Origin of the sequence: Leifsonia araucanica (genome assembly GCF_051161895.1) — a bacterium.
GTDB lineage: Bacteria > Actinomycetota > Actinomycetes > Actinomycetales > Microbacteriaceae > Leifsonia.
Genome location: NZ_JBMBTW010000002.1, coordinates 1,407,987 through 1,434,902 on the forward strand (window position 1 = coordinate 1,407,987; position 26,916 = coordinate 1,434,902).

Genomic DNA, 26,916 nt, shown 5'->3' on the forward strand with positions numbered 1-26,916 from the left:
TGCTCCTACTTGGTCTGCGGGAATCCGAGGTTGATGCCGCCGTGGCTCGGGTCGAGCCAGCGGCTGGTGACGGCTTTCTCCCTGGTGAAGAAGTCGAAGCCGTGCACACCGTACGCTTTCGCGTCGCCGAACAGCGACTGCTTCCACCCGCCGAACGAGTAGTACGCCACCGGCACCGGGATGGGCACGTTGATCCCGATCATGCCGACCTGCACCTCGTTCTGGAACCGGCGCGCCGCTCCCCCGTCGTTGGTGAAGATCGCCGTGCCGTTTCCGAACGCCCCGGAGTTGATCAGCTCGACCCCCTCCTCGTAGCTGGCGACGCGCACTACCGACAGCACCGGGCCGAAGATCTCCTCGGTGTACACCCGGGAGGTGCGGCTCACCCGGTCGATGAGCGTCGGTCCCAGCCAGAATCCGTCCGCTGCGCCGTCGACCTCGATGCCGCGACCGTCGATGACCACGTCGGCGCCGTCCGCGATGGCGACGTCGATGTACGACGCGACCTTGTCGCGGTGCTCGCGCGTGATGAGCGGTCCCATGTCGCAGTTGCGGCGGCCGTCTCCCACGCGCAGGCCGGCCACGCGCTCCTTCACCTTGGCGATGAGGTCGTCGGCGACGGGTTCGACGGCCACGACGACACTGATCGCCATGCAGCGCTCGCCCGCCGACCCGAACCCGGCGTTGACCGCGGCGTCCGCGACCAGGTCGAGGTCCGCGTCCGGGAGCACGAGCATGTGGTTCTTGGCGCCGCCGAGAGCCTGGACGCGCTTGCCGTTCCTGGCCGCGGTCTCGTAGATGTAACGGGCGATCGGCGTGGAGCCGACGAACGAGATGGCCTGCACCTCCGGATGTTCGAGCAGGCCGTCGACGGCGACCTTGTCGCCCTGCAGCACCGTGAAGACGCCGTCCGGCAGTCCCGCCTCGGTGAACAGCTCGGCGAGCCAGACCGCGGCCGACGGGTCCTTCTCGCTCGGCTTGAGCACCACCGCGTTGCCGGCCGCGATCGCCACCGGCAGGAACCAGAGAGGGACCATCGCCGGGAAGTTGAACGGGCTCACGATGCCGACGACGCCGAGCGGCTGCTTGAGCGAGTACACGTCGACCCCGGTCGACACATTCTCGGAGTGCTCACCCTTGATCAGGTGCGGGAACCCGGTGGCGAGCTCGACCACCTCGAGGCCGCGGGTGATCTCGCCGAGCGCGTCGGAGACGACCTTGCCGTGCTCGCTGGTCACGATCTCCGCGAGGTCGCCCTTGCGGGCGTTCAGCAGCTCGCGGAACGCGAACATGACCTGCTGACGCCGCGCCATCGAGGTGTCGCGCCAACCGGGGAACGCCGCGGCAGCGGAGTCGATCGCCGCGGCGACCTCCGCCTCGTCCGCCAGTCCGACGTGCGCGCTCGGCTGCCCGACCGCCGGATCGTAGACCGGCGCGAGCCGCCCGCTGGTGCTGGGCGTGCGCCGCCCGCCGATGTAGTGCGGAATGACGGGAAGCTCGGTGTCTGACATGGTGCTGGTGCTCCTTCGCGGATGGTTCGTGGCCGGACGCTGTGCCGGGGTGGTGCGGGGTGGTGCTGATGCTGAGTGGTGGTGCTGGTGCTGCGTTGCGTGGGACGCGCGGGGGTGGAGTGTGAGGTGACGGTCAGTGCACGATGGCGGCCGCCCGGTCGACGGCGGACGGCACGTCGCCGTCTTCCGGGTAGAGCAGGGTGCGGCCGACGACCAGCCCCTTCACACCGGGCAGGTCGATGGCGCCCGCCCAGGCGTCGTGCGCCGAACCCGGCTTGGCTCCCGGCACGGGGTCGCCGCCGAGCAGCAGCGTCGGCAGCGTCGTGGCCGACATCACCGCGGCCATGTCGTCGACGACCGGCAGCTTCAGCCAGCTGTATGCCGAGCTGGCCCCGAGACCGGATGCGATGGCCACCGATGTGATGACCGCATCCGTCGACAGGTCGTTGACGATCCGGCCGTCCTCCCACGCGCTCATGAACGGTTCGAGCATGATCGGCAGGCGCGCGGCCGCAGCGGCGGTGACGGCGTCGGCCGAGGCGGCCAGCGTTGCCGCCGTGGCGTCGTCGGCGAGGTTGATCCGCACCAGCAGCTTGGCGAACTCGAGGCGGGCGGCGACCAGCGCATCCACGTCGTAGGCGGTGAAGCGGTCGTCCATCTCGAAGCTGGCGCCGCGCAGCCCTCCGCGGTTCATCGAGCCGACCGCGATGCGGCCGTCGAGAAGGCCCAGGACGGCCAGGTCTTCGATGATGTCCGGGGTGCCGAGCACGCCGTCGACGCCCGGGCGCTCCAGGGCGGAGGCGAGGCGCTGCAGCAGGTCGTAGCGGTCGGCCATCGCGCGCGGGTCGGAGCCGACGCCGAGCGCGCCGCGGGCCGGGTGGTCTGCGGCGACGATGAAGAGCCGCTCGTCGCCGGTGAGTAGGTCGCGGGTCTGGCGGCCGGCGAGCGCCTCCGCGATCTTCGCCGGCTCCGCCGCCCTGATCCTGCGCAGCCTGTCGAAGTCCGCAGCGCTGATCGGTCCGTCAACGGGTGCCACGGGATGCTCCCTCCAGCAGGGCGTCGACCTCCGCGGTCGTCGGCATGGCCGTCGAGCACTCGCGGCGGCTGGCGACGATGGCGCCGGCGACGTTGGCGAACCGGATCACCTGTTCCAGCGGCCAGCCGGCCAGCAGCCCGTGGCAGAGCGCACCACCGAAGCCGTCGCCCGCGCCGAGGCCGTTGACCACCTGCACGGGGAACGGCTCGACCTCGACGGTCTCCGTCCTGGTCTTCGCGAGCACGCCGCGCGGGCCCTGCTTCACCACGGCGAGGTCGAGCCCGCGATCGAGCAGCGCGTCCGCCGCCCGCTGCGGGTCGGACTCGCCGACGGCGATCTCGCACTCCTCGCGGTTTCCCAAGGCGACCGTCACCTTGTCGAGCGCCCTGGACACCTCCGCGGTGGCCTCGGCGGGCGACGACCAGAACATCGGCCGGTAGTCGAGGTCGAGGACGGTCAGCGGCGCGCGGCCCCGCGCATCCCACGCCGCGTGGTGGGATGAACGGCTCGGCTCCTTCGACAGGCCGGTGACGGTGGCCCAGAAGATGCGCGCATCCCGGATGGCGCCGAGGTCGAGTTCGGACGGCTCGATCACCAGGTCTGGCGCGATCGGCTCGCGGTAGAAGTAGAGCGGGAAGTCGTCCGGCGGGAAGATCTCGCAGAGCGTGATCGGGGTGTTGAGGCCGGGCACCGTGGAGACGAAGCGGTCGTCGACACCGAGCCTGGCGATCTCCGCGCTCACGTAGCGGCCGAGCGGGTCTTCTCCCGTGCGCGTGACGATGGCGGAGCGGCGTCCGTGGCGGGCTGCGGCGACCGTGACGTTCGTCGCGCTGCCGCCGAGATACTTGCCGAAGGTGCTGACCTCCTCGAGGCCGACGCCGTCTTGCAGCGGATAGAGGTCGACGCCGACCCTGCCGATGGCGAGCACGTCGAAGGGCGGCTCTGCCGTGCCGACCGCGCTGTCTGTGGTGGTCATCCCTCGGTGGCTGCCCTTCGCGTTTCATGTCCTGACATAGTGACATGGACAGCCTATTCACGGCGTGCCCTGCGCGCAACCTCCCAGTGTCGGAGGCCCCTGTCACACTCGAAGCATGGACCCCATCCTCTCCCTCCTCCTCGGACTCCTCGCCGGCCTGGTCATCGGCGCGGGCGTCGGCGGGTATGCCGTCGCAACGCTGCTGCGCCGCCGCGCAGACGCCGCCGCGCCCTCCGCTCCGGTGGAAGATCCCGCGGTCGTCGCCGCGCGGCACGCGGCAGAGCTCGCGGAGCTGCGGGCGGCGGAGGCGGCGGTGCAGGCGGAGATCCGGCAGGATCTCGCGGCTACGCAGGCCACGGCGGACTCGCTGCGGGAGCAGGTCATCTCACACCAGTTGCAGTACCGAGAGCTGGTCGAGCGGCACCGCGTCGAGGCGCAGGCGCAGACCGAGCGGGAGCGCGCGGAGAGCAAGGTCCTGCAGGCGCTCGCGCCGGTGCGCGAAAGCCTGAGCGACATGCAGAAGAAGGTCGCCGAGCTCGAATCGCAGCGCAACCAGCAGCACGGCGAACTCGCGCAGCAGCTCAAGTCGGCCACGGAGTCGGAGGAGCGCCTGCGCAGCACGGCGGAGTCGCTGGCGTCCGCGCTCCGCTCCAACAGCACGCGCGGCGTCTGGGGAGAGACCCAGCTGCGCAGCGTTGTCGAGGCGGCAGGGCTCATCGAGCGCGTGGACTTCAGCGTGCAGTCGAGCATCCAGTCGGAGTCGGGCGCGGGCCGTCCGGACATGATCGTGCACCTGCCCGGCGGCAAGTCCATCGCGCTCGACGCCAAGGTGCCGTTCAACGCCTACCTGGAGGCCAGCCAGATCCCGGCGACCGCCACCGGCGCAGACGGCGCACAACGGGATGCGCTGCTCAAGCAGCACGTCAAGGCCGTCCGCGACCACATCACGGCCCTCGGCAACAAGGCGTACTGGACGGGCCTGGACTCCTCCCCCGAGCTGGTGATCGCGTTCATCCCGAGCGAGTCGCTGGTGTCGTCGGCGATGGAAGCCGACCCCTCGATCATGGAGTTCGCGTTCAGCAAGCGCGTCGCCCTCGCCTCGCCGGTCACGCTCTGGTCGGTGCTGAAGACGGTGGCGTTCAGCTGGCAACAGGATGTGCTCACCCAGGAGGCGAAGCAGCTCTTCGACCTGAGCCGCACCCTCTACACGCGCCTGTCCACGACGGCGACGCACATCGAGAAGCTGGGCCGCTCGCTCGAACGCACGGTCAAGGACTACAACGGCTTCGTCGGCTCGTTCGAACGCCAGGTGTTCCCGGCCGCCCGCAAGCTGAACGCCCTGGACGAGTCCAAGATGATCGGCGTCCTCGAGGGCATCGAGGAGTCGCCCCGCGAGCTCACCGCCTTCGAGCTCGTCGCCGAACTCGGCGACGACGCCGACTCCGACGCCCCGGCCCTCCCCGAGCGCCGCTCCGCCTGACCCGTCCGGCTACAGCTGGTCGGCCTCGAGCCACTTGGCGGCGAGGTGGTCGGCGATCACGCGGCGGATCGTGCCCGACTTCGAGCGCAGCACGATGGACTCGGTCCGGATGATCGGGCCCTTACGGCGCACGCCCTCCACAAGGCCGCCGTCGGTGACGCCGGTCGCGACGAAGAACGTGTTGTCGCCCTTCACCAGGTCGTCCGCGCCGTAGATGCGGTCCATGTCGAGCCCGGCCGCGATGCCGCCCGCGCGCTCCGCATCGTCCTTCGGGGCGAGCCTGCCCTGCATGAAGCCGCCGAGCGCCTTGATCGCGCAGGCGGTGGTGATGCCCTCCGGGCTGCCGCCGATGCCGACGCACATGTCGATGCGCGACTCGTAGCGGGCCGCGTTGATGCCTCCGGCCACGTCGCCGTCGAGCATCAGCCTGGTTCCGGCGCCCGCCGCGCGGATCTCCTCGATCAGTCCCTCGTGACGCGGACGGTCGAGCACCGCGACGCGCACCTCGCCGACCGGCTTGCCCTTCGCTTTCGCCAGTTCCCGGATGTTGTCCCCGATCGACTGCGACAGGTCCACCACGCCGAAGCCCTCCGGCCCCGTGACGATCTTGTCCATGTAGAAGACGCTCGACGCATCCAGCATCGATCCCCGGTCGGAGACCGCGATCACCGAGAGCGCGTTCTGGCGTCCGGCGGCGGTCAGCGACGTGCCGTCGATCGGGTCGACCGCGATGTCCACCGCCGGTCCCCGGCCGTTGCCGACGTGCTCCCCGTTGAACAGCATCGGCGCGTTGTCCTTCTCGCCCTCGCCGATCACGATGAGCCCGTCGAAGTTGACCGTTCCGAGGAACTTGCGCATCGCATCCACTGCCGCGCCGTCCGCCGCGTTCTTGTCACCCCGGCCGATGAAAGGGGTGGCCCGGATGGCCGCAGCCTCCGTCGCTCTGACGAGCTCCATGGCCAGGTTCCTGTCTGGATGCAGGTAGAGGGATGCGGTGTCAGTGCTGATCATGATGGGTCCTCCCGGACGGATTCGGTGCGTCGGCGTCGACGCTGCTTATCGGCGTTGCCAGTGTATCGGCGCGGCATCGCGGGGCCACGGAAAGCGCACGAACGTTCACCCGGGATGCGCGCCGCCCGCACGCCGGGCACCGGCCGGGGCCGCTCCCGGGGGCTCGGTATGATGAGACTCGTTCGACACTTCGACTTCAAGGAGCTGTAATGCCCATCGCCACGCCGGACCAATATGCAGAAATGCTCGACAAGGCGAAGGCCGGTGGATTCGCGTATCCCGCGTTCAACGTGTCGTCGTCGCAGACGATCAACTCGGTCCTCCAGGGCCTGACGGAGGCCGGCAGCGACGGCATCATCCAGGTGACCACCGGAGGCGCCGACTACTTCGCCGGCCAGACGGTCAAGAACCGCGCAGCGGGCGCCATTGCGTTCGCCAAGTTCGCCACCGAGGTCGCGAAGAACTACCCGATCACCGTCGCGCTGCACACCGACCACTGCCCGAAGGACGCGCTCGACAGCTTCGTGCTGCCGCTCATCGCCGCCTCCGAGGAGGAGGTCCGCGCCGGACGCAACCCGATCTTCCAGTCCCACATGTGGGACGGCTCCGCCGTGCCGCTGGCCGAGAACCTCGAGATCGCGCAGGACATGATCAAGCGCACCAAGGCCATCAACGCCATCCTCGAGGTCGAGATCGGCGTCGTCGGCGGCGAAGAGGACGGCGTGCAGCACGAGGGCTCCAACGAGGCGCTCTACACGACCCTCGCCGACGTCGAGAAGGCCGTCGAGGCCCTCGGCCTGGGCGAGAACGGCCGCTACATGGCCGCCCTCACCTTCGGCAACGTGCACGGCGTGTACAAGCCGGGCAACGTCAAGCTGCGCCCCGAGCTGCTGAAGACCATCCAGGACGGCCTCGCGGCCAAGTACGGTCACGGCCCGAAGCCGCTCGATCTCGTCTTCCACGGCGGCTCCGGCTCGACCGACGCCGAGATCGCCGAGGCGGTCGCCAACGGCGTCATCAAGATGAACATCGACACGGACACGCAGTACGCGTTCACCCGTTCGATCGCCGACTACATGTTCAAGAACTACGACGGCGTCCTGAAGGTCGACGGCGAGGTCGGCAACAAGAAGCTGTACGACCCGCGCGCGTGGGGCAAGGTCGCCGAGACGGCGATGGCTGCTCGCGTGATCGAGGCGACCCAGCAGCTCGGCTCCGCCGGACACTCCGGCAAGTAGTCCACCGCGGCGGCCGGGGCTCGCGCTCCGGCCGCCGTGTCATATCCAGGGAGGGCGGCCGACATGGCCGACGACGAACAGAGACCGGACGAGCGACCGCGCCCCAAATACGGCGAGCTCGCCCCCGAAGGCTGGGTGTGGCATCCACCGGCGGATGCGAATCGGCTGGACACGACGCATCCCACCGCCGAACCCGACCGCTACGGGGAGCACGGCGACGCCGGGCAGCGCACAGCGGCAGGTCAGGACCAGCGCGCCCCGCACGCCGACCGCCCGTGGTTCGGGCCGCAGAATCCGCAGAACCCGCAAAACCAGCAGCACTCGCAGGGTCAGCACCCACAGAACCTCTACCCACACCCCCAGCACCGGCAGAACGGCCAGAGCCCCCAGCTGCGCTCCGACGCGCCGCGCTGGAACATGACGGTCACCGTCGTGCTCATCGTCTTCGGCTTCTTCGGGGCGACGAACTCCATCGGCGGGCTGTTGTCGCTTCCCACCGCGATGCAGCTCATGCACACCAACGAGAACCTCGGCGACTACACCCCCGCAGGCTCGGTGCAGGGCACCCTGATCGCCGGAGCCATCACCGTCGGCCTGATCTGGGCCATCTCCACCGGCCTGTCGGTCTGGCTCCTCGTCAAGCGCAGGATGGCGTTCTACATCCCGCTGATCGCCGGCGTCGTAGCCCTGATCGCGCTGCTCGGCTTCATGTCGGCCGTGCTGCTCACCGACCCGGTGCTGATCGACTTCTACAGCGGGGTCACGCCGACGCCGTCCGGCACCCCGACGCCCTGACGCCCGGACCCGCCGACCCCCTGACTCAGACGACGAACGGCCCGGCGCATCACGCTCCGGGCCGTTCTCCGTCTCCGGATGCTGTTACGCGGCAGCCTGCTCGCGCGCAGCACGCAGCGTGTCGGCGATCGGCGTCGTCGGGCGTCCGATCAGGTCGCTGACCGTCGTCGTCGCGTCGGCGAGGGCGCCGTCGCGGATGTTGCCGTCGAGCGCGACCACGAACCCGGCCGTGCCGTCGTCCAGGCCGGCACCGGTCAGGATGCTCGTGTGCTCCTCCGGGCTCACCGCGCGGTAGACCACGGGCCGTCCGACGATCTCGGACACCGCCTCGGCCAGCTCGGCGAACGACCACGCCTCGTCGCCCGAGAGCTCGTAGACGGCGCCTTCGTGGCCGGGCGTGCTGAGCACGACGGCCGCAGCGTCCGCGTAGTCTGCACGGCTGGCGCTGGCCACCCGGCCGTCGCCGGCGCTGGACACGATCTCGCCCGTCGCCTCCGCGGTGTCGAGCTGGCCGACGTAGTTCTCGGAGTACCAGTTGTTGCGCAGGATGGTCACCGGCAGCCCGGACTCGGCGAGCAGCTTCTCGGTGGCCGTGTGCTCCGGCGCGAGGACGAGGTCGGTGTCATCGGCGTGCGGCGCGCTGGTGTAGACGATGCGTCCCACACCGGCGGCGACGGCCGCGTCGATGGCGTTGGCATGCTGCTGCACGCGCTGGCCGACCTCGCTGCCGGAGACGAGGAGGAGGGCGTCGGCGCCGGAGAAGGCGGAAGCGAGCGTGTCCGGCTTCTCGAAGTCGATGGTGGCGGTCTGCACGCCCAGGTCGGCGAGCGGGGCCAGCCGCTCGGCGGAGCGGCCCAGCGCGCGGATGTCGGCGGCGGGGACCCCGCGCTCGATGAGGGATTCGACGACGAGGCGTCCGAGATGGCCGGTGGCACCGGTGACGACGATGGTCATGGGGAAGTTTCCTTTCGGTCGGTCATCTCAGCCAACCACGGCCGCATCCTGATACTTCCCGATGGAGGGTACCCACTTTTTGGTAAGTTACTGACGTGGACACCAGTTTTCAGACGTTGAACGGCTTCGGCTTCACGGACGGCGTGCTTCCGTCCGCATGCCCCACCCGTGTCGTGCTCAACCACGTCACCAGCACCTGGGGCGTGCTCGTGCTCGTCGCGCTCTCCCAGAGCGACCTCCGCTGGGGCGAACTGCGCCGCACCGTGCAGGGCATCAGCGAGAAGATGCTCGCCCAGACGCTGCGCACCCTGGAGCGCGACGGCTTCGTGCTGCGCACGGCCCAGCCGACCATCCCGCCCAGGGTCGACTACAGCCTCACCCAGCGCGGCCGCGACCTCACAGAGCACCTGCTGCCGCTGATGTCCTGGATCGCCGCCAACGCCGACGAGATCGTCGCACCGCAGGCGGAAAGCGCCTAGCGGACTGCGTCAGCGGCGTCCGCCGAGCGCGCGCGCATCCTGGTTGCCGGCGAGGTCTTTCCTGAGTTCCTTCGGCAGCGAGAACATCAGGTCCTCCTCCGCCGTCTTCACTTCCTGGACGTCGCCGTATCCGGCGCCGCGCAGGTCGTCGAGGACCTCCTGCACCAGCACCTCCGGCACGGACGCTCCACTCGTCACACCGACCGTGGCCACGCCGTCGAGCCACTCCTGCTTGACCTCGCTGGCGTAGTCGACCCGGTATGCGGCCTTCGCGCCGTACTCGAGGGCGACCTCCACAAGGCGCACCGAGTTGGACGAGTTGGCCGAGCCGACCACGATCACCAGGTCGGCCTGCTCCGCGACCTTCTTGATCGCGACCTGGCGGTTCTGGGTGGCGTAGCAGATGTCGTCGCTGGGCGGGTCCTGCAGGTTCGGGAAGCGCTCGCGCAGGCGGCGCACCGTCTCCATCGTCTCGTCGACGGAGAGCGTGGTCTGCGAGAGCCACACCACCTTGTCCGGGTCTTTCACCGTGATGGTGTCGACGTCGTCCGGGCTGTTGACCAGGGTGACCTTGTCCGGCGCGTGGCCGGCGGTCCCCTCGACCTCTTCGTGGCCCTTGTGGCCGATCAGGAGGATCTCGAAGTCGTCGCGGGCGAACCGGACGGCCTCGCGGTGCACCTTGGTGACCAGCGGGCAGGTGGCGTCGATCGCCTGCAGCCCGCGGTCGGATGCAGCCTGCACCACAGCGGGCGACACCCCGTGGGCGCTGAACACGACGTGCGCGCCCTCCGGCACCTCGCCGACCTCGTCGACGAAGATCGCGCCCTGCTGCTCCAGCGTCGACACGACGTGCACATTGTGGACGATCTGCTTGCGGACGTAGACGGGCGCGCCGTAGAGCGCGAGCGCCTTCTCGACGGCGATCACCGCTCTGTCCACACCCGCGCAGTATCCACGGGGTGCGGCCAGCAGGACCCGCTTGTGTCCGACGACCGGGGTATCCTGTAGCCGGCCTCGCGCACCGGGAATCCTCGGCATCGGAAGGCTGATGGTTGCGTCGCTCACCCTTCGATCCTAGGTGAGTGCGCTGAACACTGGTTGGGAGGCTCGGTGACGGACACGACCCGCGCACCGTCGATGGAGGTCGGGCCGCCGACGGCAGACGCTCCGTGGCCGGTGGCGACCCTGGCCGGCAAGATCCGCGGCTGGATCGAGCGCCTCGGCACCGCCTGGGTCGAGGGCGAGATCACCCAGTGGGGCGTCTCGGGCGGCAACGTCTACGGCAAGCTCAAAGACCTCAACGAGGATGCGACGGTCAGCTTCACGATCTGGTCGTCGGTGAAGGCGCGCATCCCGGCCGACCTCAAGCAGGGCGACCGCGTGATCGCCGCCATCAAGCCCAACTTCTGGGTCAAGGGCGGCACCCTCACCATGCAGGTCTTCGACATGCGCCACGTCGGCCTCGGCGACCTGCTCGAACGCCTCGAACGCCTCCGCCAGCAGCTCACCGCCGAGGGCCTCTTCGCCCCGGATCGCAAGAAGCGCCTCCCGTTCCTCCCGCACACCATCGGGCTCGTGACGGGCAAGGACTCCGACGCGGAGAAGGACGTGCTCCGCAACGCGCAGCTGCGCTGGCCGCAGGTGCGATTCCGCACCGTGTACGCCGCCGTGCAGGGCGAGCGGACGGTCTCCGAGGTGACGGCCGCCATCCGCACCCTCGACGCCGACCCGGAGGTCGAGGTCATCATCGTCGCCCGCGGCGGAGGGGACTTCCAGAACCTGCTCGGCTTCTCCGACGAGGTCCTGGTCCGGGCGGCGGCGGCAGCGGTCACCCCGATCGTCAGCGCCATCGGCCACGAGGCCGACCGGCCGCTGCTCGACGAAGTCGCCGACCTCCGCGCATCCACCCCGACGGACGCCGCCAAGCGCGTCGTCCCGGACGTCGCAGAGGAGCTGGCCCGCGTGCAGCAGGCCCGCGCCCGCATCGGGATGCGCGTGACGCACATGATCGCCGCGGAGATCGACCGCATCGGTCACCTCCGCACCCGCCCGTCGCTCGCGTCGTCGAGCTGGATCGTCGACTCTCGGTCGGAGGAGCTCACCCGCTTCGTCGCCCGCGGCGCCGAACTCGTCGAACGCCGCGTCGACCGGGAGGCCACCAGGGTCGCCGAGCTGCGCGGCCAGCTGCGCGCGCTCTCGCCCCAGGGCACGCTCGACCGCGGCTACGCCATCGTGCAACTCGCCTCCGGGCACGTCGTCACCGCTCCGGAGGAGATGCCCTCCGGCACAGGGCTGCGCCTCACCGTCTCCGGCGGGGCCGTCGCCGCGACCGCGGGAGACCCCATCCCGTCGCCGGCCGGTCATCCGGATGCCGCTCACGAAGCAACCCCCCAGCTAGACAAATAGAATGGATGTCATGCCCACCACCGAGTCGCCCTCCGGCGACGACGCCTTCGCCTCGCTCAGCTATGAGGAGGCGCGCGACGAGCTGATCCGCGTCGTCGGTCAGCTGGAACAGGGCTCGTCCACGCTCGAGGAGTCCATCGCACTGTGGGAGCGCGGAGAAGCGCTCGCCCGGCACTGCGAGGAGTGGCTGATCGGCGCGAAGGCCCGGCTGGACGCCGCTCGTGTCGGGGCAACCGCTGGAGCAACGGCCGGAGCCACGGGAGCGTCGAGCGCCGAATGAGTCCCCGCACCAAACCACCGGCGGTGGTCGCCGAACTCGGACGCCCGGAGACCCCGGAGGAGACGGCCGCCCGCAAAGCGGTCAACTCCGCCAATCACCGCAACAGGCAGACCGTCAACAACCTGGTCTACTCGCTGATCGCCTGCGTCGCCCTCGTCGCCGTGATCGTGCTGTTCGTGCCGCGCGGCAACCCCACCTCGTCCGCTCCCCCGGTCGACTACGCATCCATCGCCGCGCAGGCACAGGGCTCCGAGCCGAACCGCCTGCTCGTGCCGAAACTCTCCTCGGAGTGGAAGTCGAACAACGCCGAGCTGCGCACCAAGACCCCGGACCGCGTCGACTCCTGGTATGTCGGGCTGATCACGCCGAAGAAGCAGTACATCGGCATCACGCAGGGCTTCGACGCGAACGACTCGTGGACGGCCCAGCAGGTCAACAAGTCGATGATCAAGGGCACGCGTACGATCGACGGCGTCCGGTGGGACGTCTACGACAACCACACGTCGAGCGACGACAACGGCAACGTCGAATACGCGCTCGTCACCGCGGCGGGCAAGAGCACGATCATCGTGTTCGGCACTGCGAGCGATGCCGAGTTCGGCACGGTCGCCGGTGCGCTCGCCGACCAGATTCGTCAACTCGGAGGTTCATGATGGGTAAGCCGAGGCCGTCCCGCGTCTGGGACGCCATGCTGCGTGGCAACGAACGGTTCGTCTTCGGCGATCCCGAGCACCCCCGCCAGGACGTGGAGCGCCGCGAGACCATCGCCAGCGGCCAGGCCCCGCTCGCTGCGATCTTCGGATGCGCCGACTCCCGTCTCGCCGCCGAGATCATCTTCGACCTCGGCCTCGGAGACGCCTTCGTGGTCCGCAACGCCGGACAGGTCATCTCCGACTCCGTGCTCGGTTCGCTCGAATACGCGGTCGGCGTGCTGGAGGTTCCGCTCATCCTGGTGCTCGGCCACGACGAGTGCGGCGCCGTCCGCGCCGCGATCGACTCCCAGGCAGAGGATGCGACGCCGCTGCCCCCGCACATCGCGCACCTCATCTCCCCCATCGTCCCGGCGGTGCACACCGTCGCCGGTGTCCCGGCCGACCAGCCGGTGGACCCGGCGACCGTGGATGCGCTCGAGGTCGGCCGCGAGCACCTGCGGCACACCGTCGCCGAGCTCCTGGAGAGCTCCGAGATGATTAGCGCTGCCGTCGCGGACGGTTCGTTGGCTATCGTTGGTGCCAACTACCGGCTTCAGGAAGGTCGGGTCGTCCCCGACATCGTCGTCGGATTGGCCGACTAGGCCTCCGACTGAAATCGCGGGAAGCCCGGCGAATCCGCCGGCCCCGCACCAGAAAGGAAAACACACCGTGGTGGACACCCAGGCGGACGCCGACTACCGCATCGAGCACGACACGATGGGCGAGGTCCGCGTCCCAGCGGCCGCGCTGTACGGAGCGCAGACGCAGCGCGCCGTCGAGAACTTCCCGATCTCCGGATCGGTGCTGGAGCCGACGCAGATCGCCGCACTGGCGCGCATCAAGAAGTCGGCCGCTCTCGCCAACGCGAAGCTCGGCGTGCTCGACCAGTCGATCGCGGACGCGATCGCCGCCGCCGCCGACGAGGTCGTCACCGGCGCGCACGACGCAGACTTCCCGATCGACGTCTACCAGACCGGCTCTGGCACGTCCTCGAACATGAACATGAACGAGGTGCTGGCCACGCTGGCATCCCGCAGGCTCGGCCGGCCGGTGCACCCGAACGACCACGTCAACGCGTCGCAGTCCTCCAACGACGTGTTCCCGACCTCGGTGCACATCGCCGTCACCGGCGCCCTCATCGACGACCTCATCCCCGCCCTCGACCACCTCGCGGTGTCGCTCGAGGAGAAGGCGGAGCTGTGGTCCACCGTCGTCAAGAGCGGCCGCACCCACCTGATGGATGCGACGCCGGTCACCCTCGGCCAGGAGTTCGGCGGCTACGCGGCCCAGATCCGTCTCGGCATCGAGCGCGTGCAGGCGTCCCTGCACCGCGTCGCGGAGGTCCCGCTCGGCGGCACGGCCGTCGGCACGGGCATCAACACCCCGCTCGGCTTCCCGCAGCTGGTCATCGAGCTGCTCACGCAGGAGACGGAGCTGCCGATCACGGAAGCCCGCAACCACTTCGAGGCGCAGGCCAACCGGGATGCGCTGGTCGAGGCATCCGGAGCGCTCCGCACGATCGCGGTCAGCCTCACCAAGATCTGCAACGACCTCCGCTGGATGGGCTCCGGCCCCAACACGGGCCTGGGCGAGTTGCACATCCCCGACCTGCAGCCCGGATCCTCGATCATGCCTGGCAAGGTCAACCCGGTGATCCCGGAGGCGGTGTTGATGGTCGCCTCGCGCGTGATCGGCAACGACGCCACGATCGCCTGGAGCGGCGCATCCGGCCTGTTCGAGCTGAACGTGGCGATCCCGGTGATGGGCACGGCGCTGCTCGAGTCGATCCGCCTGCTCACGCAGGGCTCCCGCGTGCTCGCGGACAAGACGGTCGCCGGCCTCGAGGCCAACGTCGACCGCGCCCGCGCGTACGCGGAGTCGAGCCCGTCGATCGTGACCCCGCTCAACCGCGTGATCGGCTACGAGGCGGCGGCCAAGGTGGCCAAGCACTCGGTCGCCCAGGGCATGACCGTCCGCGAGGCCGTCATCGACCTCGGCTTCGTCGACCGCGGCGAGGTCACGCTCGAACAGCTCGACACGGCGCTCGACGTGCTGAGCATGACCCACCCGGGGTAATTCGGCTGGCAGCAGCACCCGGTCGCGGTTGCGGTCGCTGAGATCTGCGCACAGGGCGCTCTCCCCAGGGAGGGCGCCCTGTCGCGTTGCGCACGCTTATGAGAGCTGCACGACGGCCGCGGCGACGGCCCAGAACCCGACCAACAGGTGCGGGCCGAGTGGGACTTCTGCCGCTGCGCTCACCGCAGCACCACGCGCCACCTCCGCGCCCGCCGTAGCACCACTCGGCACGACCACGCCTGCCGCAGATTCTCGCGCAGCCCTCGCGCCTGTGGCAGCAACCCGCGCCGCCCCTCCACCGCCCGCAGCACCACGCGCCACCACCGCACCACCCAGCACCGCGAGCCCCGCCGTGGTGAAGGCCATCACGAAGAGCACGACCACCGGCGGCCCCGGCCCGAGTCCTCGCTCCACCGCGAGCGCACCGAGCACGAGCGTGAGCAGCGCGGCCAGCTTCACGTCTCCCATCCCGATCCCGCCGCCCGACGCCGCCGCACAGAACAGCGCGATCACCGCCGCCCAGCACAGTGCGAGCTCCACATACGCTCCCGGCGGATCTCCGCGTGCCAGCGCCGGCCAGCCGACGCCGAGCGCAGCGAAGGCGAACCCGGGCAGTACGAGCGCGTTGGGCAGCCGCCGCTCTCGCAGGTCGGTCGCGCACAGCGGGAGCGACACCACGCCGAGGTACGCGACCCCCGCCAGCCCGCCGACCGTCTGCCCGAGATTCTCCATACATCGAACGTAAGCGCCCGCCAGTCGGCCCGGCAGAAATCCACAGCACGGGCCGGTTTCCACAGCCCAGCGCCCGGCCACGTCAGCCGGAATACTGGAACACGAACAGGGTCTGATCCGCCCCTACAACGCACCACACCCAACGCACCGCGGCGCCCGCACCCACCTCGGGTGCGGACGCCGCCGCGCGCGCCTACCGCCGCCTACCGCTGCCGCCCTCCGCGCGCATCCAGTCGTCTCCCAGACCCGCGCAGCGCCAGCCGGCGAGCCGGCGTCACATCACTTCGTTCCCCTCCAGCATCTCCGTCACCAGCGCCGCGATCGCCGACCGCTCCGAACGGGTGAGCGTCACGTGCGCGAACAGCGGGTGGCCCTTGAGCGTCTCGATCACCGAGGCGACTCCGTCGTGCCGTCCGACGCGGAGGTTGTCGCGCTGGGCGACGTCGTGGGTCAGCACCACGCGCGAGTTCTGCCCGACGCGGCTGAGCACCGTGAGGAGCACGTTCCGTTCGAGCGACTGCGCCTCGTCGACGATCACGAAGGCATCGTGCAACGACCGGCCCCGGATGTGCGTGAGCGGCAGCACCTCGAGGATGCCGCGGTCCTGCACCTCGTCGAGCACGTTCTGCGACACCAGCGCTCCGAGCGTGTCGAAGATCGCCTGGCCCCAGGGGTTCATCTTCTCGCCCTGGTCGCCGGGGAGGTAGCCGAGTTCCTGGCCGCCGACCGCGTACAGCGGACGGAACACCATGATCTTCTTGTGCTGCTGCCGCTCCAGCACCGCCTCCAGGCCGGCGCACAGTGCGAGCGCCGATTTGCCCGTTCCCGCCCGGCCGCCCAGGGACAGGATGCCGATCTCCGGGTCCAGGAGGAGGTCGATGGCGAGGCGCTGTTCCGCCGAGCGTCCGTGCAGGCCGAACACGTCCCGGTCGCCTCGGACGAGCTTCAGTTCGCCGTCCGCGACCACGCGCCCGAGGGCCGAACCGCGGTCGGAGTGGACGATGAGGCCCGTGTTGGCGGGCATCCCGCGCACGAGGTCGGTGCGCATCCACTCGTTTTCGTAGAGGTCGCTCATCGCGTCGCTGCCGAGGTCGATCTCGGCGAGGCCCGTCCATCCGGAGTCGACCGCGAGTTCGTGACGGTACTCTTCGGCGGCGAGGCCGATCGAGGCCGCTTTGACGCGCAGCGGGAGGTCTTTGGAGACGACCGTGACCGCCAGCCCGTCGTTGGCGAGGTTGAGCGCCACCGCCAGGATGCGGGAGTCGTTGTCCCCGAGCTGCAACCCGCTGGGCAGAACCGACATGTTGGAGTGGTTGAGTTCCACCCGCAGCGAGCCGCCGTCCCCGACCGGGATGGGGAAGTCGAGCCGTTCGTGCTGGATCCTCAGCTCGTCCAGATTGCGCAGCGCCTGCCGCGCGAAGTAGCCGATCTCGGGATCGTTGCGTTTGCCCTCCAGTTCGCTCACGACGACGACGGGGATGACGACAGCGTGTTCGGCGAACCGGAAGATCGCCTGGGGGTCGGACAGCAGGACCGAGGTGTCGAGCACGTACGTGCGCTCCGCCTGGTTGGTTCCGCTGTCGGTCGACTCGAACTGTCGGGTACCTGATTCAGCCACGACCACTCCCACCCCGCTCGCTCCGTGGAGCGGGCGGATCTGTTTGGCGAGTCGGCCGGTGGGTGTCGAAACGAACTTACGTGGCCGTCTCGATCGGGCTCCGTGCCCGATAAGCCGAACCTACGCCGACCCACCGACAGGCCACCGCGACACACCGCCGTCGCGCGTTTCCATCAGGTGAACTTTCGCCCCCACTTCGGGTCGCCCGCACATCAGAAATAATCGAGTCCGAAGTTGTTCACGCTTTCCTCGGCGTGTCGCGTGAACAAGTTCAGACTGGATCGTTTCGCAGGCCGGGTCAGGAGGCGGACGCGTACGAGGTGAACGCGGCCCGCAGCATGTCGAACGTCTCCTCCGTCGTGCCCGCGTGCACGGACAACCGCACGTTGGTCGCCCGGATGGATGCGGTGATCCCGTGGTTGAACAGGGACGCGCTGAGTGCCGTCAGCTGCTCCGGCAGCGGCTCGAGCACGACCATCCCTGCCCGTTCCGCCGCGTTGCGCGACGACGCGACAGGGATCGCGTACTCGTCCGCCAGCGCGAACACCCGCTCGACGCCGTCGCCGATCGCCGCGCTGATCGCCGGGACGCCGACCGCCGCGATGTCCTCCAGCGCCGCAGCGAACCGGGCCTGGGCGATCGGGTCCGGGTTGGAGATGCTGAACGCGCGCGTGCTGTTGCTCGGCTCCCCGACCTCATCCCACGACCCGTCGAGGTCGGCGCCCGTCCACCCGCTGAACACCGGCGTCAGATGCTCGATGGCGCGCTCGCTCGCCGCGAGGAACCCGGTCCCCCAGCCTGCGCGCGTCCACTTCTGGCCGCCGGAGACGACGATGTCCGCCACCTCGAACGGCGCATCCACCACGCCGAAGCCTTGGATCGCATCCACGATCAGCAGCCGGTCGCCGATCACCTGGCGGATGCCGTCGATGTCGGCCAGATACCCGGTGCGCGAATCGACCAGGCTGACCATCACCGCCGTCGTGTTCGGCGTCAACTGCTCCCGGATGCGCGCGGGAGTGACACGTTGGTGGTCGGTCTCCAGCCAGGTCGGCGTGACCACCCGCATCGCCTGCGACGCGCGCACCGCCGCATACGTGATGCTCGGGAACTCTGCCGCAGACAGCAGCACCTCGCCCCCGGTCAGACCGAACGCGGCATGCATGAGCCCGATCGACGCCGTCGGCTGGAACACCACCTGATCGGACGGGAACCGCGTCAACGCCGACACCGCATCCCGCACGCGCTGATCCTCGGCCTGCATCCGCCCGATGCTGCCGAACCGGGCCTTGGCGAGAATCTCGTACTGCCCGAGCGTTTCCGCGAGGGCGGTCGCCGAGATCGGTCCGACCCGGCCGTAGTCGAGGTAGCCGGACTCCTCGGAGAACGTGCGGGCGAATTCGTCGATCGTCGTCGTCATTGTGTGGTGACCTCCCGGAACATTCTGTCAGCCGGGAGGGGGATCGTGCCCACTCGCATCACACCACCGAACGCGCCGGCTCCCCCACACGCCCGTCCCCGACCTCGCCCGCTTGCGCACCGGCCAGCCACCGGGACACCGGCGGCAGCCACAGCGCGACGGCCGCAGCGACGGCGGCGATCGTCGCGACGAGGATCCCCGCGCCGGAGACGCCGGCGTCGGCGTCGCTGCCGTCCGGCCACATCCCGAGCATGGACGTCTCGGTCAGGTCGCTGAGGAGGACCACCGCGACCGCGCTGACGACGAGGCGGCCGAGCGCCGAACCGCGCACCACGAACAGCGCGGCGATCACCTGCACGGCCACCGCGATCACCGTCACCCAGGCGTGCACCAGAGCCACCAGCGCAGGACCCCAGGCGTTCGGCACGATCAGAGCCTGCGCGACGACCAGGACGCTCGCCACGAACGCGACGAACGCCGCCCCCACCGAGAACCACACGAACCGGGCCGCCGCTCCGGCGTTGCCCGCGTCCGCAGCGCCCACGGCGTCCATGCTCCCCGTCACGGTCGAAGACGGCACCCGCTCACCCCGCACCGCCACCGGCCGACGCGCCGTCAGGGCGAGCACGCACGCGGCAATCGTCAGCACCGCGAATCCCAGCCAGGTCAGCGTGGTCACACTGAACAGCGCACTCCAGGCGAAGTGCACGGCGACCGCCACCTGCTGGACCTGCGCCGCGACGATCAGCACGGCCAGCACGATCGCCGTGACGAGCGCGCCGCGCCCGGAGCCGTCGCGTCCGCGCCGTGCGACGCCGAGCACCACGCACACCACGGTGGCGCCGAGCAGGACCGCGCGCGTGCCGAACTCGGCCGTGAAGAGCAGACCTTCGTCCATCCCGACGGTCCAGAGGGCGTAGAGGCCGATCACGCGGAGGGCCGACCAGGTGAGGCCGATGCCGAGAAGCGCGGCGGCGGATGCGATCCAGGCCGCCGCGCGCATCCGGGTGTCGTCGGCGCGCCAGGCCGAGACCGCGAGTTGTCGTGCCGCACCCATCAGAACCCCCGTTGGTCGTGTCGTCCGCACTCATCCGCTCCCCGGCGGATCGTCTCCGACCCTAGCAGCGACCGCATCCCGTCCCTCGGGGCAGCGCCGGGGCGGGACGGAGCAGCCGGAGGGTCACCCCCCGTAACGACGCTGGCGGCGCGAGTAATCGCGCACCGCACGCAGGAAGTCCACCTCGCGCAGGTCCGGGCCTAGCGCCTCCACGAAGTAGAACTCGCTGTGGGCGCTCTGCCAGAGCATGAAGTCGCTGAGGCGCTGCTCGCCGGAGGTGCGGATGACGAGGTCGGGGTCCGGCTGGCCGCCCGTGTAGAGGTGCTCGCCGATGAGGTCGGGGGTGAGCAGGTCGGCGAGGGTCTCCAGGCTGCCGCCCTTGGCGTGGTGGGCGGCGACGATGTCGCGCATCGCGTCAGTGATCTCTTTGCGGCCGCCGTAGCCGACCGCGAGGTTCACGTGCAGGCCGGTGTTCTTGGCCGTACGGTCCTCCGCGCCGGTCAGCGCGGCGACCAGCGGCTCCGGGAGGCCTGCGGTCGAGCCGACGTGCTGCACCCGCCAGTCGCGGTAGTGGGAGAGGTCCTCGGCGAGTTCCGCGATGATCTCGATGAGGTCGGAGAGCTCGCCGCTCTCCCGGTTGCTCAGGTTGTCGCTGGACAGCAGGTAGAGAGTGACGACCTGGATGCCGAGGTCGTCGCACCACTCCAGGAACTCGCGCATCTTCGCCGCTCCTGCACGGTGCCCGTGGGCGACCGTCGTGAGCCCGAGCTGGCGCGCCCAGCGGCGGTTGCCGTCGATGATCATCGCGACGTGGCGGGGCATTGACTCGGCGGGCAGGTTGCGCTTGAGCCTGTTCTGGTAGAGACCGTAGAGCAGCCCACGTCCGAGGGGGAAACTCCATCTGCTCACGGAAGTACGTTACCGCGCCCCGCGGCGTCGAACTCACAGCGCGAGGTCACGCTGCTCCCGTACGCTTGCTCCATGACACCCCGAAAGAGCCAGAAGCAGGAAGACGTGGCCGACGTGCTCGCCGAACCGGCCGACTCTCTCGGCCCGGCGGACGCGGCCGTGAAAGCCGACGAGAACCGGGGACCCGACCTTCCGAACATCCCGCTGCTGGATGCGTCGATCGCCGACCCCACGGAGATCAAGCCCACCTGGCGCGGCTGGATCCATGCGGCCACCTTCCCGGTCACCATCGCGGCCGGCATCGTGCTCATCACCCTCGCCGAGGGCGCACCGGCCAAGTGGTCGTCCGCGGTGTTCGTGCTCACCTCGCTGCTGCTGTTCGGCAACTCGGCGCTGTACCACCGCTTCAACTGGCGGCCGCGCGTCAAGATCATCCTCAAGCGGATCGACCACGCCAACATCTTCCTGCTGATCGCCGGAACGTACACGCCGCTCGCCGTGCTCGCTCTGCCGCCGAGCAAAGGCTTCCTGCTGCTCACGCTGGTCTGGGCCGGCGCGCTGATCGGCATCGCGTTCCGCGTGTTCTGGATCAACGCCCCGCGCTGGCTGTACGTCCCGCTCTACGTCGCCCTCGGCTGGGGCGCGCTGATGTACGTGGTCGACCTGCTCGACGCGAACGCGGCGATGATGGTGCTCGTGCTCGTCGGCGGCCTGCTCTACACGGTCGGCGCGGTCATCTACGGCATCAAGAAGCCGAACCCGTTCCCCGGGGTCTTCGGCTTCCACGAGATCTTCCACACGCTCACCGTGCTGGCGTTCCTCTGCCACTGGACGGCGGTGCTGCTGATCGCCCTGCACCCGGTCTACAACGGGGGCTGAACTAACGGGAGCTGATCCGGCGCGCTAGCGCTCGCTGTCGTCCTGACCGGCCTGACCGGCCTGGCCGTTCTGCTCCGCCTGCTCGGCGTCCAGCTTCTCCGCGATCTCTGCGCGGTAGCGCACCCGCCGGATGCGCCGCGTCATGTCGAGCGCGAGCAGCACGGCGGCGACGGCGACCAGGAACGTCACCACGAAGCCGACCACACCAGGGGTCACCTGGTCGGCGTTCGGAGCGCCGGACGGCGTCGGGGAGGGCGTGGCGGCGGTGACCCACACGGCCGCGCGCAGCAGCGCATCCTGGATCATCGCTCTCCCTCACGGTCGACGACGATTCCTGCGCGCAGGTCGGTTACGGGCATCCGGGTCTCCACTTTCGAGCCGAGGACGAAGCGCAGGGTTTCACAGCTTCATCTCCTAGTCTGGGTTCAAGCCTACCGTCGCCCGGACGGTGCAGTTTCCACGGGAGAACGTTCAGTGCAGGGAGAAGGATGGCGGTGACCGAGACCCTCGATCGCCGCTACGGTCGAACGCCCGGTCGCAAGCGCCGGGACCGCTGGTGGATCATCGGAGTGGCTGTCGCGTTCGTCGCGATCTTCGCGGCGTGGACGTTCTGGGCGGGCTGGGACAACGACCAGGCCGACCTCGAGGCGACGGACACCGCGTACACGATCACGGATGCGCACCACGTGCGGATCACGTTCACCGTGAACACGCCGCCCGGCACCCCTGTGACCTGCGCCGTGCAGGCGCTGAACGAGTCGTTCGCCATCGTCGGCTGGCGGATCATCAGCTATCCGGCCTCCGACAAGCGCCTCACGGAGTACACGGAGACGATCAAGACCACGGAACAGAGCAATACAGGTTTGATTTCCAGCTGCTGGCTGACCTAGGATTCTTCGATACGCCCCGACCGATGTCGGGGCGTCGACTTTATCCAGCCGGTCCCCGGACCGGCCGATCTGCCCAGCCGGTCACGACCGGCGGCGCAAAGGAGTTCATCATGTCTCAGGAGTCTCAGGTCAGTTTTCTGACCCAGGATGCGTACGACCGTCTGTCGGCCGAACTCGAGGAGCTCAGCGTCAACGGCCGAAACGAGATCGCGAAGCGCATCGAGGCGGCCCGCGAGGAGGGCGACCTCAAAGAGAACGGCGGATACCACGCCGCGAAAGACGAGCAGGGCAAGATCGAGGCCCGCATCGTGCAGCTCACCAACCTGCTGCGCAATGCCACCGTCAGCGAAGCCCCGGAGAGCCACGGTGTCGTGGAGCCCGGAACGGTGATCACGGCGACCATCGCGGGCGACGAGAGCACCTTCCTCATCGGCAACCGCGAGATCGCGGCGGGAACGGACCTGCAGGTCTACTCCGAGGGCAGCCCGCTCGGCGAGGCGATCCTCGGCCTCAAGGTGGGCGACTCCACGTCGTACACCGCGCCGAACGGCAAGCAGATCGCCGTCACGATCCAGAACGTGGAGACCTACCGCGGCTGAGCGGACGGTTCGCGTGAGAAGCGCGGTGCGGGCATCCCGCACCGCGCTTTTTCGTGCAAGGGGCCGAGCGGCCTACTCGTAGTCGAGCACGGGGTCGTAGCCCGCGGCGCGGAGCGCTTCGATGACGTGCTGGCGGTGGTCGGTGCCCCTGGTCTCGACGCTGACGTCGAGCTCCACCTGGCTGAGCTGCAGGCCGCGCCCGTGCCGGGTGTGCAGCACCTCCACCACGTTGGTGTTGACGCCGGCGAGGATCTCGGAGATGCGCGCGAGCTGACCGGGCCGGTCGGGCAGCATGATGGTGAGCTTGAGGTAGCGGTCGGAGGCCGCGAGACCGTGGCTGATGATGCGCTGCATGAGCAGCGGGTCGATGTTGCCGCCGGAGAGGATTGCGACCGTCGGGCCGATGGCGGGGACCTTGCCGGCCAGGATCGCCGCGACGGCGGCCGCGCCGGCCGGTTCGACGACGAGCTTCGCCCGCTCCAGGAGCACCAGGAGGGCGCGTGCGATGTCGTCCTCCGAGACGGTGACGACCTCGTCGACCACGTCGCGGATGATCTGGAAGTTGAGGGCGCCCGGCTTGCTCACGGCGATGCCGTCGGCGATGGTGGCGACGAGCGCGATCTCGGTGGGCTCCCCCGCATCCAGGGACGGCGGGTACGCGGCGGCGTTGGCCGCCTGCACGCCGATGACGCGGATCTCCCTGCCCTCGGCGGCAGCGCGCTGCTTGACGGCACTGGCCACCCCGGAGATGAGTCCGCCGCCACCGATGGGGACGACGATCGTGGCCGCATCCGGCACGTCGTCGAGGATCTCGAGGCCGAGCGTTCCCTGCCCGGCCACCACATCCGGATGGTCGAAGGGCGGGATGAGGACGGCTCCGGTCTCCGCGGCGAAGTCGGCGGCGGCGCGCAGCGTCTCGTCGACGATGCTGCCGCTCAGGACGACGTCGGCGCCGTAGTCGCGGGTGGCCTGGAACTTGGGGATGGCGACACCGACCGGCATGAAGATCGTGGCGTGGATGCCCAGCTCCCTGGCCGCGAACGCGACCCCCTGGGCGTGGTTGCCCGCCGACGCGGCGACGACGCCGCGCTCGCGCTCCTCCGCGCTGAGCTTGGCCATCCGGTTGTACGCGCCGCGGATCTTGTACGACCCGGTGCGCTGCAGGTTCTCGCACTTGAGGAAGACGGGAGCGCCGAGCACGTCGGCGAGGAACCGCGAGGTCTCGACGGGCGTCGGCTCCGCGACCTTCGACACGACGATGCGCGCGGCCTCGATCTCGTCGAGGCTCGGCCCAGCGAAAGGAGTGCGCGTCGAATCAGTCAGCGTGGCCACGGAGACAGCCTACTCGCGGACGTATTCCACGAACCGAATGTGACCCGTCGGCCGGCACCGTCAGGTCCTCGCGCGCCGGGGCGGCCTCGGAACGGTCTGCCACAGCACCGTATCGGGTGCGGAGTACTCCCGGTGGGCACCCTCGCGCCACGCCCCGCTCGACACGTAATGCACCATCACGTTGAGCACGGCGGCGACCGGCACCGCGAACAGCGCACCGGGGATTCCCGCGAGCAGCGATCCGGCCGCGACGGCGAGCACGACGGCCAGTGGATGCACCTTGACCGCCGTTCCCATGATGAGTGGTTGCAGCACATGCCCCTCGATCTGCTGCACCAGCAGCACCACGGCGAGCATGATGAGCGCGAACACCCAGCCCTTGAAGATCAACGCGATGAAGATCGCCAGCGCACCGGTCACGACGGCGCCGACGACCGGGATGAACGAGCCGAGGAAGACGAGCACCGCGATCGGGATCACCAGCGGCAGCCCGAGGAAGAAGGCCCCGAGACCGATGCCGAGGGCGTCGATCGACGCGACCAGGATCTGCACCTTCACGAAGTTGCGCAGGGTCACCCAGCCGGCCTGGCCCGCGCCGTCGACAGCCCGCCGGGCGCGCTTCGGGAAGATGCGCACGATCCAGTTCCAGATGGAGCGGCCGTCGATGAGGATGAACAGTGTGCTGAACAGCACGAGCAGCAGCCCGGCGAGGACGTGGCCGAGGGTCGAGCCGATCGACAGCGCGCCGGTGATGAAGATCTGGCTGTCCTGCTGGATCGACCTCGCGAGCGAGTCGAGGGCGCTGCTGATCTGGCTCTCGCTCAGGCCGAGCGGCCCGGACGTCAGCCACACGCGGAACTGGTCGTACGCCGCCACGGACTGCGTCTGGAGCTCGTGGCTCTGCCGCGTGACCTGCCAGACCGCGAGGTAGAGCAGTCCTCCGACCACCACGATCACTGAGACCATCGCCGCCACGATCGCGGCCCACCGCGGCCACCTGTGCCGGTGCAAGAAGTCGACGAACGGCACCAGCAGCGCCGAGATCAGCACGGCGATCAGCAGCGGGATGATGATGAGGCGCAGCTGCACCACGAGGAAGATCGCAACGGCGATGACGGCGCCGATGACGAGCAGCCGCCACGACCAGGCGCCGGCCACGAGCATCCCGTGCGGCAGCGACTCCTCGACGGACCCGTGCTGCTGCACCTCGCCGTCCTGCTCCGGGCGGCGGCCCTTGAGGAACCAGCCTCTGGCGGGCGCGCGGTTCTCGCGCGGCGTGACGGTGAGCTGCTTCGGCGTCGCGTCGTTCTCTGACATGCCGGTCAGTCTAGGCGCGCACCGGCGCCGGTCCACCGGGTTGACGCGGGGTGTGGGCAACCCACAGGATGCGCCCAGCTGTGGAGGGATCAGTCACGGTCACCCGCCGCCCTCACCACGTTCCCCCCTACGCCTCCCCCACCGTCACCGGCGTGCCCGCCAGCGACACGTGGATGCGCTCTCCCGGCGCGGGGGCGTGGCGCGTCTCGTGCTGCACGGCCAGCTCGGTGCCGTCGTCGAGGCGCACCCTGGTGCGGCGGAGGGCGCCGAGGAAGCTGGTGGTGAGCACGACGCCGGGGAGCACGGGGCCCGCCGCGGCGGCGGACGGTCCGGAGAAGAGCACGTCCTCCGGGCGGAGGTAGACGGTCACCGGGCCGTCGGGCGACGGGGTGACGAGCGGGAGGCGCATCCCGAACACGGTCAGCTCGCCGCCGGTGACGGTGCCGCGCACGCGGTTGGTGAGGCCGACGAACTCCGCGACGAAGGCGGAGGCCGGGCGGCGGTAGAGCTCTTCCGGCTCGCCGATCTGCTCGATGTCGCCCGCGCGCATCACGGCCACCCTGTCGGCGACGGCGAGCGCCTCCTCCTGATCGTGCGTCACGAAGAACGTGGTGATGCCGAGCTCGGTCTGGATGCGCCGGATCTCGTCGCGCAGCTGCACCCTGACCTTCGCATCCAGGGCGGACAGCGGCTCGTCGAGGAGGAGCACGCGGGGGCGGGTCACGAGCGCCCTGGCGAGGGCGACGCGCTGCTGCTGGCCGCCGGAGAGCTGGTGCGCGTAGCGGTCGGCGTGGTGGTCGAGGCCGACGAGGTCGAGGGCTTCCGCGGCGCGGCGGCGGCGGTCGGCGGAGGAGACCTTGCGCATCCGGAGCCCGAACTCGACGTTCTGGCCGGAGGTGAGGTGCGGGAAGAGCGAGTACGACTGGAAGACCATGCCGAGGTCGCGGCGGTTGGTCGGCTGGTCGGTGACGTCGTCGCCGTCGATCAGGATGCTGCCAGAGTCGACGCGTTCGAGCCCGGCGAGGGCGCGGAGGGCCGTGGTCTTCCCGCAGCCGCTCGGACCGAGCAGGGCGATCAGCTCGCCGGGCCTGGCGTTGAGGCTGAGACCGGCGAGGCCGGCCCCTCCGCCGAAGTCGCGCACGACGGAGCGCAGCTCGACGGTGCTGCCGAGGTCGCCGGACGCGGCGACACCGGACGCGGCGACACCGGATGCGGCGACACCGGATGCG

At 69.8% G+C, this 26,916-nt stretch carries 27 protein-coding genes; 12 read left to right on the forward strand and 15 right to left on the reverse strand.

The features are described 5' to 3' along the window. Positions 1-5 precede the first annotated feature (5 nt). The 3 genes from ACN6M5_RS06735 to iolC all read right to left on the reverse strand — a co-directional run bounded on the left by ACN6M5_RS06735 (position 6) and on the right by iolC (position 3,523). Positions 6-1,511, reverse strand: a complete 1,506-nt coding sequence (locus ACN6M5_RS06735) for a CoA-acylating methylmalonate-semialdehyde dehydrogenase (RefSeq protein WP_168689746.1) — start codon at positions 1,509-1,511, stop codon at positions 6-8. Between the two features lie 133 nt (positions 1,512-1,644). Then, the gene (locus tag ACN6M5_RS06740) at positions 1,645-2,547 is read right to left on the reverse strand and encodes a Cgl0159 family (beta/alpha)8-fold protein (RefSeq protein WP_434948989.1); all 903 of its coding nucleotides are present in this window, start codon (positions 2,545-2,547) and stop codon (positions 1,645-1,647) included. Next, positions 2,534-3,523, reverse strand: a complete 990-nt coding sequence (gene iolC / locus ACN6M5_RS06745; RefSeq protein WP_434948990.1) for a 5-dehydro-2-deoxygluconokinase — start codon at positions 3,521-3,523, stop codon at positions 2,534-2,536. The genes ACN6M5_RS06740 and iolC overlap by 14 nt, the downstream gene beginning before the upstream one ends. Before the next feature lie 115 nt (positions 3,524-3,638). Here iolC and ACN6M5_RS06750 point away from each other — a divergent pair, with 115 nt between their 5' ends. After that, a complete protein-coding gene (locus ACN6M5_RS06750) occupies positions 3,639-5,003 on the forward strand; it encodes a DNA recombination protein RmuC (protein WP_434948991.1) in 1,365 nt (454 codons plus the stop codon). A 9-nt stretch (positions 5,004-5,012) separates the two neighbouring features. On the opposite strand, the gene glpX is transcribed toward ACN6M5_RS06750, so the two are convergent. Further along, positions 5,013-6,014, reverse strand: coding sequence for a class II fructose-bisphosphatase (gene glpX / locus ACN6M5_RS06755; protein ID WP_085371127.1), 1,002 nt, complete (start codon positions 6,012-6,014; stop codon positions 5,013-5,015). Between the two features lie 209 nt (positions 6,015-6,223). Between glpX and fbaA the strand changes: the two genes are divergently transcribed. Both fbaA and ACN6M5_RS06765 read left to right on the forward strand, forming a co-directional pair. Then, entirely contained in the window at positions 6,224-7,252 is a 1,029-nt protein-coding gene (gene fbaA, locus ACN6M5_RS06760; protein ID WP_085371128.1) for a class II fructose-bisphosphate aldolase, read from the forward strand. Between the two features lie 63 nt (positions 7,253-7,315). Next, positions 7,316-8,047, forward strand: coding sequence for a DUF6264 family protein (locus ACN6M5_RS06765; RefSeq protein WP_434948992.1), 732 nt, complete (start codon positions 7,316-7,318; stop codon positions 8,045-8,047). 84 nt (positions 8,048-8,131) lie between these two features. Here ACN6M5_RS06765 and ACN6M5_RS06770 read toward each other — a convergent pair whose 3' ends face one another. Next, entirely contained in the window at positions 8,132-9,001 is an 870-nt protein-coding gene (locus ACN6M5_RS06770) for an SDR family oxidoreductase (RefSeq protein ID WP_434948993.1), read from the reverse strand. A gap of 95 nt (positions 9,002-9,096) precedes the next feature. Here ACN6M5_RS06770 and ACN6M5_RS06775 point away from each other — a divergent pair, with 95 nt between their 5' ends. Further along, positions 9,097-9,480 carry a winged helix-turn-helix transcriptional regulator gene (locus ACN6M5_RS06775; protein ID WP_085371131.1) on the forward strand — a complete coding sequence of 128 codons (384 nt, stop codon included), beginning with the start codon at positions 9,097-9,099 and terminating at the stop codon, positions 9,478-9,480. Between the two features lie 9 nt (positions 9,481-9,489). On the opposite strand, the gene ACN6M5_RS06780 is transcribed toward ACN6M5_RS06775, so the two are convergent. Continuing rightward, entirely contained in the window at positions 9,490-10,518 is a 1,029-nt protein-coding gene (locus ACN6M5_RS06780) for a 4-hydroxy-3-methylbut-2-enyl diphosphate reductase (RefSeq protein ID WP_434952335.1), read from the reverse strand. A gap of 99 nt (positions 10,519-10,617) precedes the next feature. Between ACN6M5_RS06780 and xseA the strand changes: the two genes are divergently transcribed. The 5 genes from xseA (at position 10,618) to ACN6M5_RS06805 (ending at position 14,934) form a co-directional block, all read left to right on the forward strand. Next, positions 10,618-11,886, forward strand: coding sequence for an exodeoxyribonuclease VII large subunit (gene xseA / locus ACN6M5_RS06785; protein WP_434952337.1), 1,269 nt, complete (start codon positions 10,618-10,620; stop codon positions 11,884-11,886). Between the two features lies 1 nt (position 11,887). Further along, the gene (locus ACN6M5_RS06790) at positions 11,888-12,166 is read left to right on the forward strand and encodes an exodeoxyribonuclease VII small subunit (protein ID WP_085371132.1); all 279 of its coding nucleotides are present in this window, start codon (positions 11,888-11,890) and stop codon (positions 12,164-12,166) included. After that, a complete protein-coding gene (locus ACN6M5_RS06795) occupies positions 12,163-12,819 on the forward strand; it encodes a DUF4245 domain-containing protein (protein WP_168689751.1) in 657 nt (218 codons plus the stop codon). The genes ACN6M5_RS06790 and ACN6M5_RS06795 overlap by 4 nt, the downstream gene beginning before the upstream one ends. Beyond that, positions 12,816-13,460 (forward strand): carbonic anhydrase, encoded by a 645-nt coding sequence (locus ACN6M5_RS06800; RefSeq protein ID WP_434948994.1) that lies wholly within the window; start codon positions 12,816-12,818, stop codon positions 13,458-13,460. The genes ACN6M5_RS06795 and ACN6M5_RS06800 overlap by 4 nt, the downstream gene beginning before the upstream one ends. Before the next feature lie 67 nt (positions 13,461-13,527). Then, positions 13,528-14,934, forward strand: a complete 1,407-nt coding sequence (locus ACN6M5_RS06805; protein ID WP_168689752.1) for a class II fumarate hydratase — start codon at positions 13,528-13,530, stop codon at positions 14,932-14,934. 96 nt (positions 14,935-15,030) lie between these two features. Here the strand turns inward: ACN6M5_RS06805 and ACN6M5_RS06810 are convergent, their stop codons facing one another. The 5 genes from ACN6M5_RS06810 to ACN6M5_RS06830 form a co-directional block, all read right to left on the reverse strand. After that, positions 15,031-15,666, reverse strand: coding sequence for a prepilin peptidase (locus ACN6M5_RS06810; RefSeq protein WP_434948995.1), 636 nt, complete (start codon positions 15,664-15,666; stop codon positions 15,031-15,033). 274 nt (positions 15,667-15,940) lie between these two features. Continuing rightward, positions 15,941-17,290: an RNA 5'-3' helicase PhoH2 gene (gene phoH2 / locus ACN6M5_RS06815; protein ID WP_085371137.1), complete on the reverse strand. Its 1,350-nt coding sequence runs from the start codon at positions 17,288-17,290 to the stop codon at positions 15,941-15,943. Between the two features lie 292 nt (positions 17,291-17,582). Continuing rightward, on the reverse strand, positions 17,583-18,704 hold the full coding sequence (locus ACN6M5_RS06820; protein ID WP_434948996.1) for an aminotransferase class V-fold PLP-dependent enzyme: 1,122 nt from the start codon (positions 18,702-18,704) through the stop codon (positions 17,583-17,585). A gap of 58 nt (positions 18,705-18,762) precedes the next feature. After that, positions 18,763-19,761, reverse strand: coding sequence for a hypothetical protein (locus ACN6M5_RS06825; protein WP_434948997.1), 999 nt, complete (start codon positions 19,759-19,761; stop codon positions 18,763-18,765). Positions 19,762-19,884: 123 nt separating this feature from the next. After that, positions 19,885-20,670: an isoprenyl transferase gene (locus ACN6M5_RS06830; protein ID WP_168689756.1), complete on the reverse strand. Its 786-nt coding sequence runs from the start codon at positions 20,668-20,670 to the stop codon at positions 19,885-19,887. A 72-nt stretch (positions 20,671-20,742) separates the two neighbouring features. Between ACN6M5_RS06830 and trhA the strand changes: the two genes are divergently transcribed. Next, on the forward strand, positions 20,743-21,549 hold the full coding sequence (gene trhA, locus ACN6M5_RS06835) for a PAQR family membrane homeostasis protein TrhA (protein ID WP_434948998.1): 807 nt from the start codon (positions 20,743-20,745) through the stop codon (positions 21,547-21,549). A gap of 24 nt (positions 21,550-21,573) precedes the next feature. On the opposite strand, the gene ACN6M5_RS06840 is transcribed toward trhA, so the two are convergent. Beyond that, on the reverse strand, positions 21,574-21,855 hold the full coding sequence (locus ACN6M5_RS06840) for a hypothetical protein (protein WP_168689758.1): 282 nt from the start codon (positions 21,853-21,855) through the stop codon (positions 21,574-21,576). Positions 21,856-22,043: 188 nt separating this feature from the next. Here ACN6M5_RS06840 and ACN6M5_RS06845 point away from each other — a divergent pair, with 188 nt between their 5' ends. After that, positions 22,044-22,439 (forward strand): DUF4307 domain-containing protein, encoded by a 396-nt coding sequence (locus tag ACN6M5_RS06845; RefSeq protein ID WP_247597106.1) that lies wholly within the window; start codon positions 22,044-22,046, stop codon positions 22,437-22,439. Between the two features lie 110 nt (positions 22,440-22,549). Beyond that, positions 22,550-23,038, forward strand: coding sequence for a transcription elongation factor GreA (greA, locus tag ACN6M5_RS06850; protein ID WP_085371144.1), 489 nt, complete (start codon positions 22,550-22,552; stop codon positions 23,036-23,038). Positions 23,039-23,110: 72 nt separating this feature from the next. On the opposite strand, the gene ilvA is transcribed toward greA, so the two are convergent. From ilvA to ACN6M5_RS06865, 3 genes are all read right to left on the reverse strand, one after another. Continuing rightward, positions 23,111-24,370 carry a threonine ammonia-lyase gene (ilvA, locus tag ACN6M5_RS06855; protein ID WP_434948999.1) on the reverse strand — a complete coding sequence of 420 codons (1,260 nt, stop codon included), beginning with the start codon at positions 24,368-24,370 and terminating at the stop codon, positions 23,111-23,113. Positions 24,371-24,430: 60 nt separating this feature from the next. Continuing rightward, positions 24,431-25,687, reverse strand: coding sequence for an AI-2E family transporter (locus ACN6M5_RS06860; protein WP_434949000.1), 1,257 nt, complete (start codon positions 25,685-25,687; stop codon positions 24,431-24,433). A 127-nt stretch (positions 25,688-25,814) separates the two neighbouring features. Further along, positions 25,815-26,840, reverse strand: a complete 1,026-nt coding sequence (locus ACN6M5_RS06865; protein WP_434952339.1) for an ABC transporter ATP-binding protein — start codon at positions 26,838-26,840, stop codon at positions 25,815-25,817. Positions 26,841-26,916: the final 76 nt, after the last annotated feature.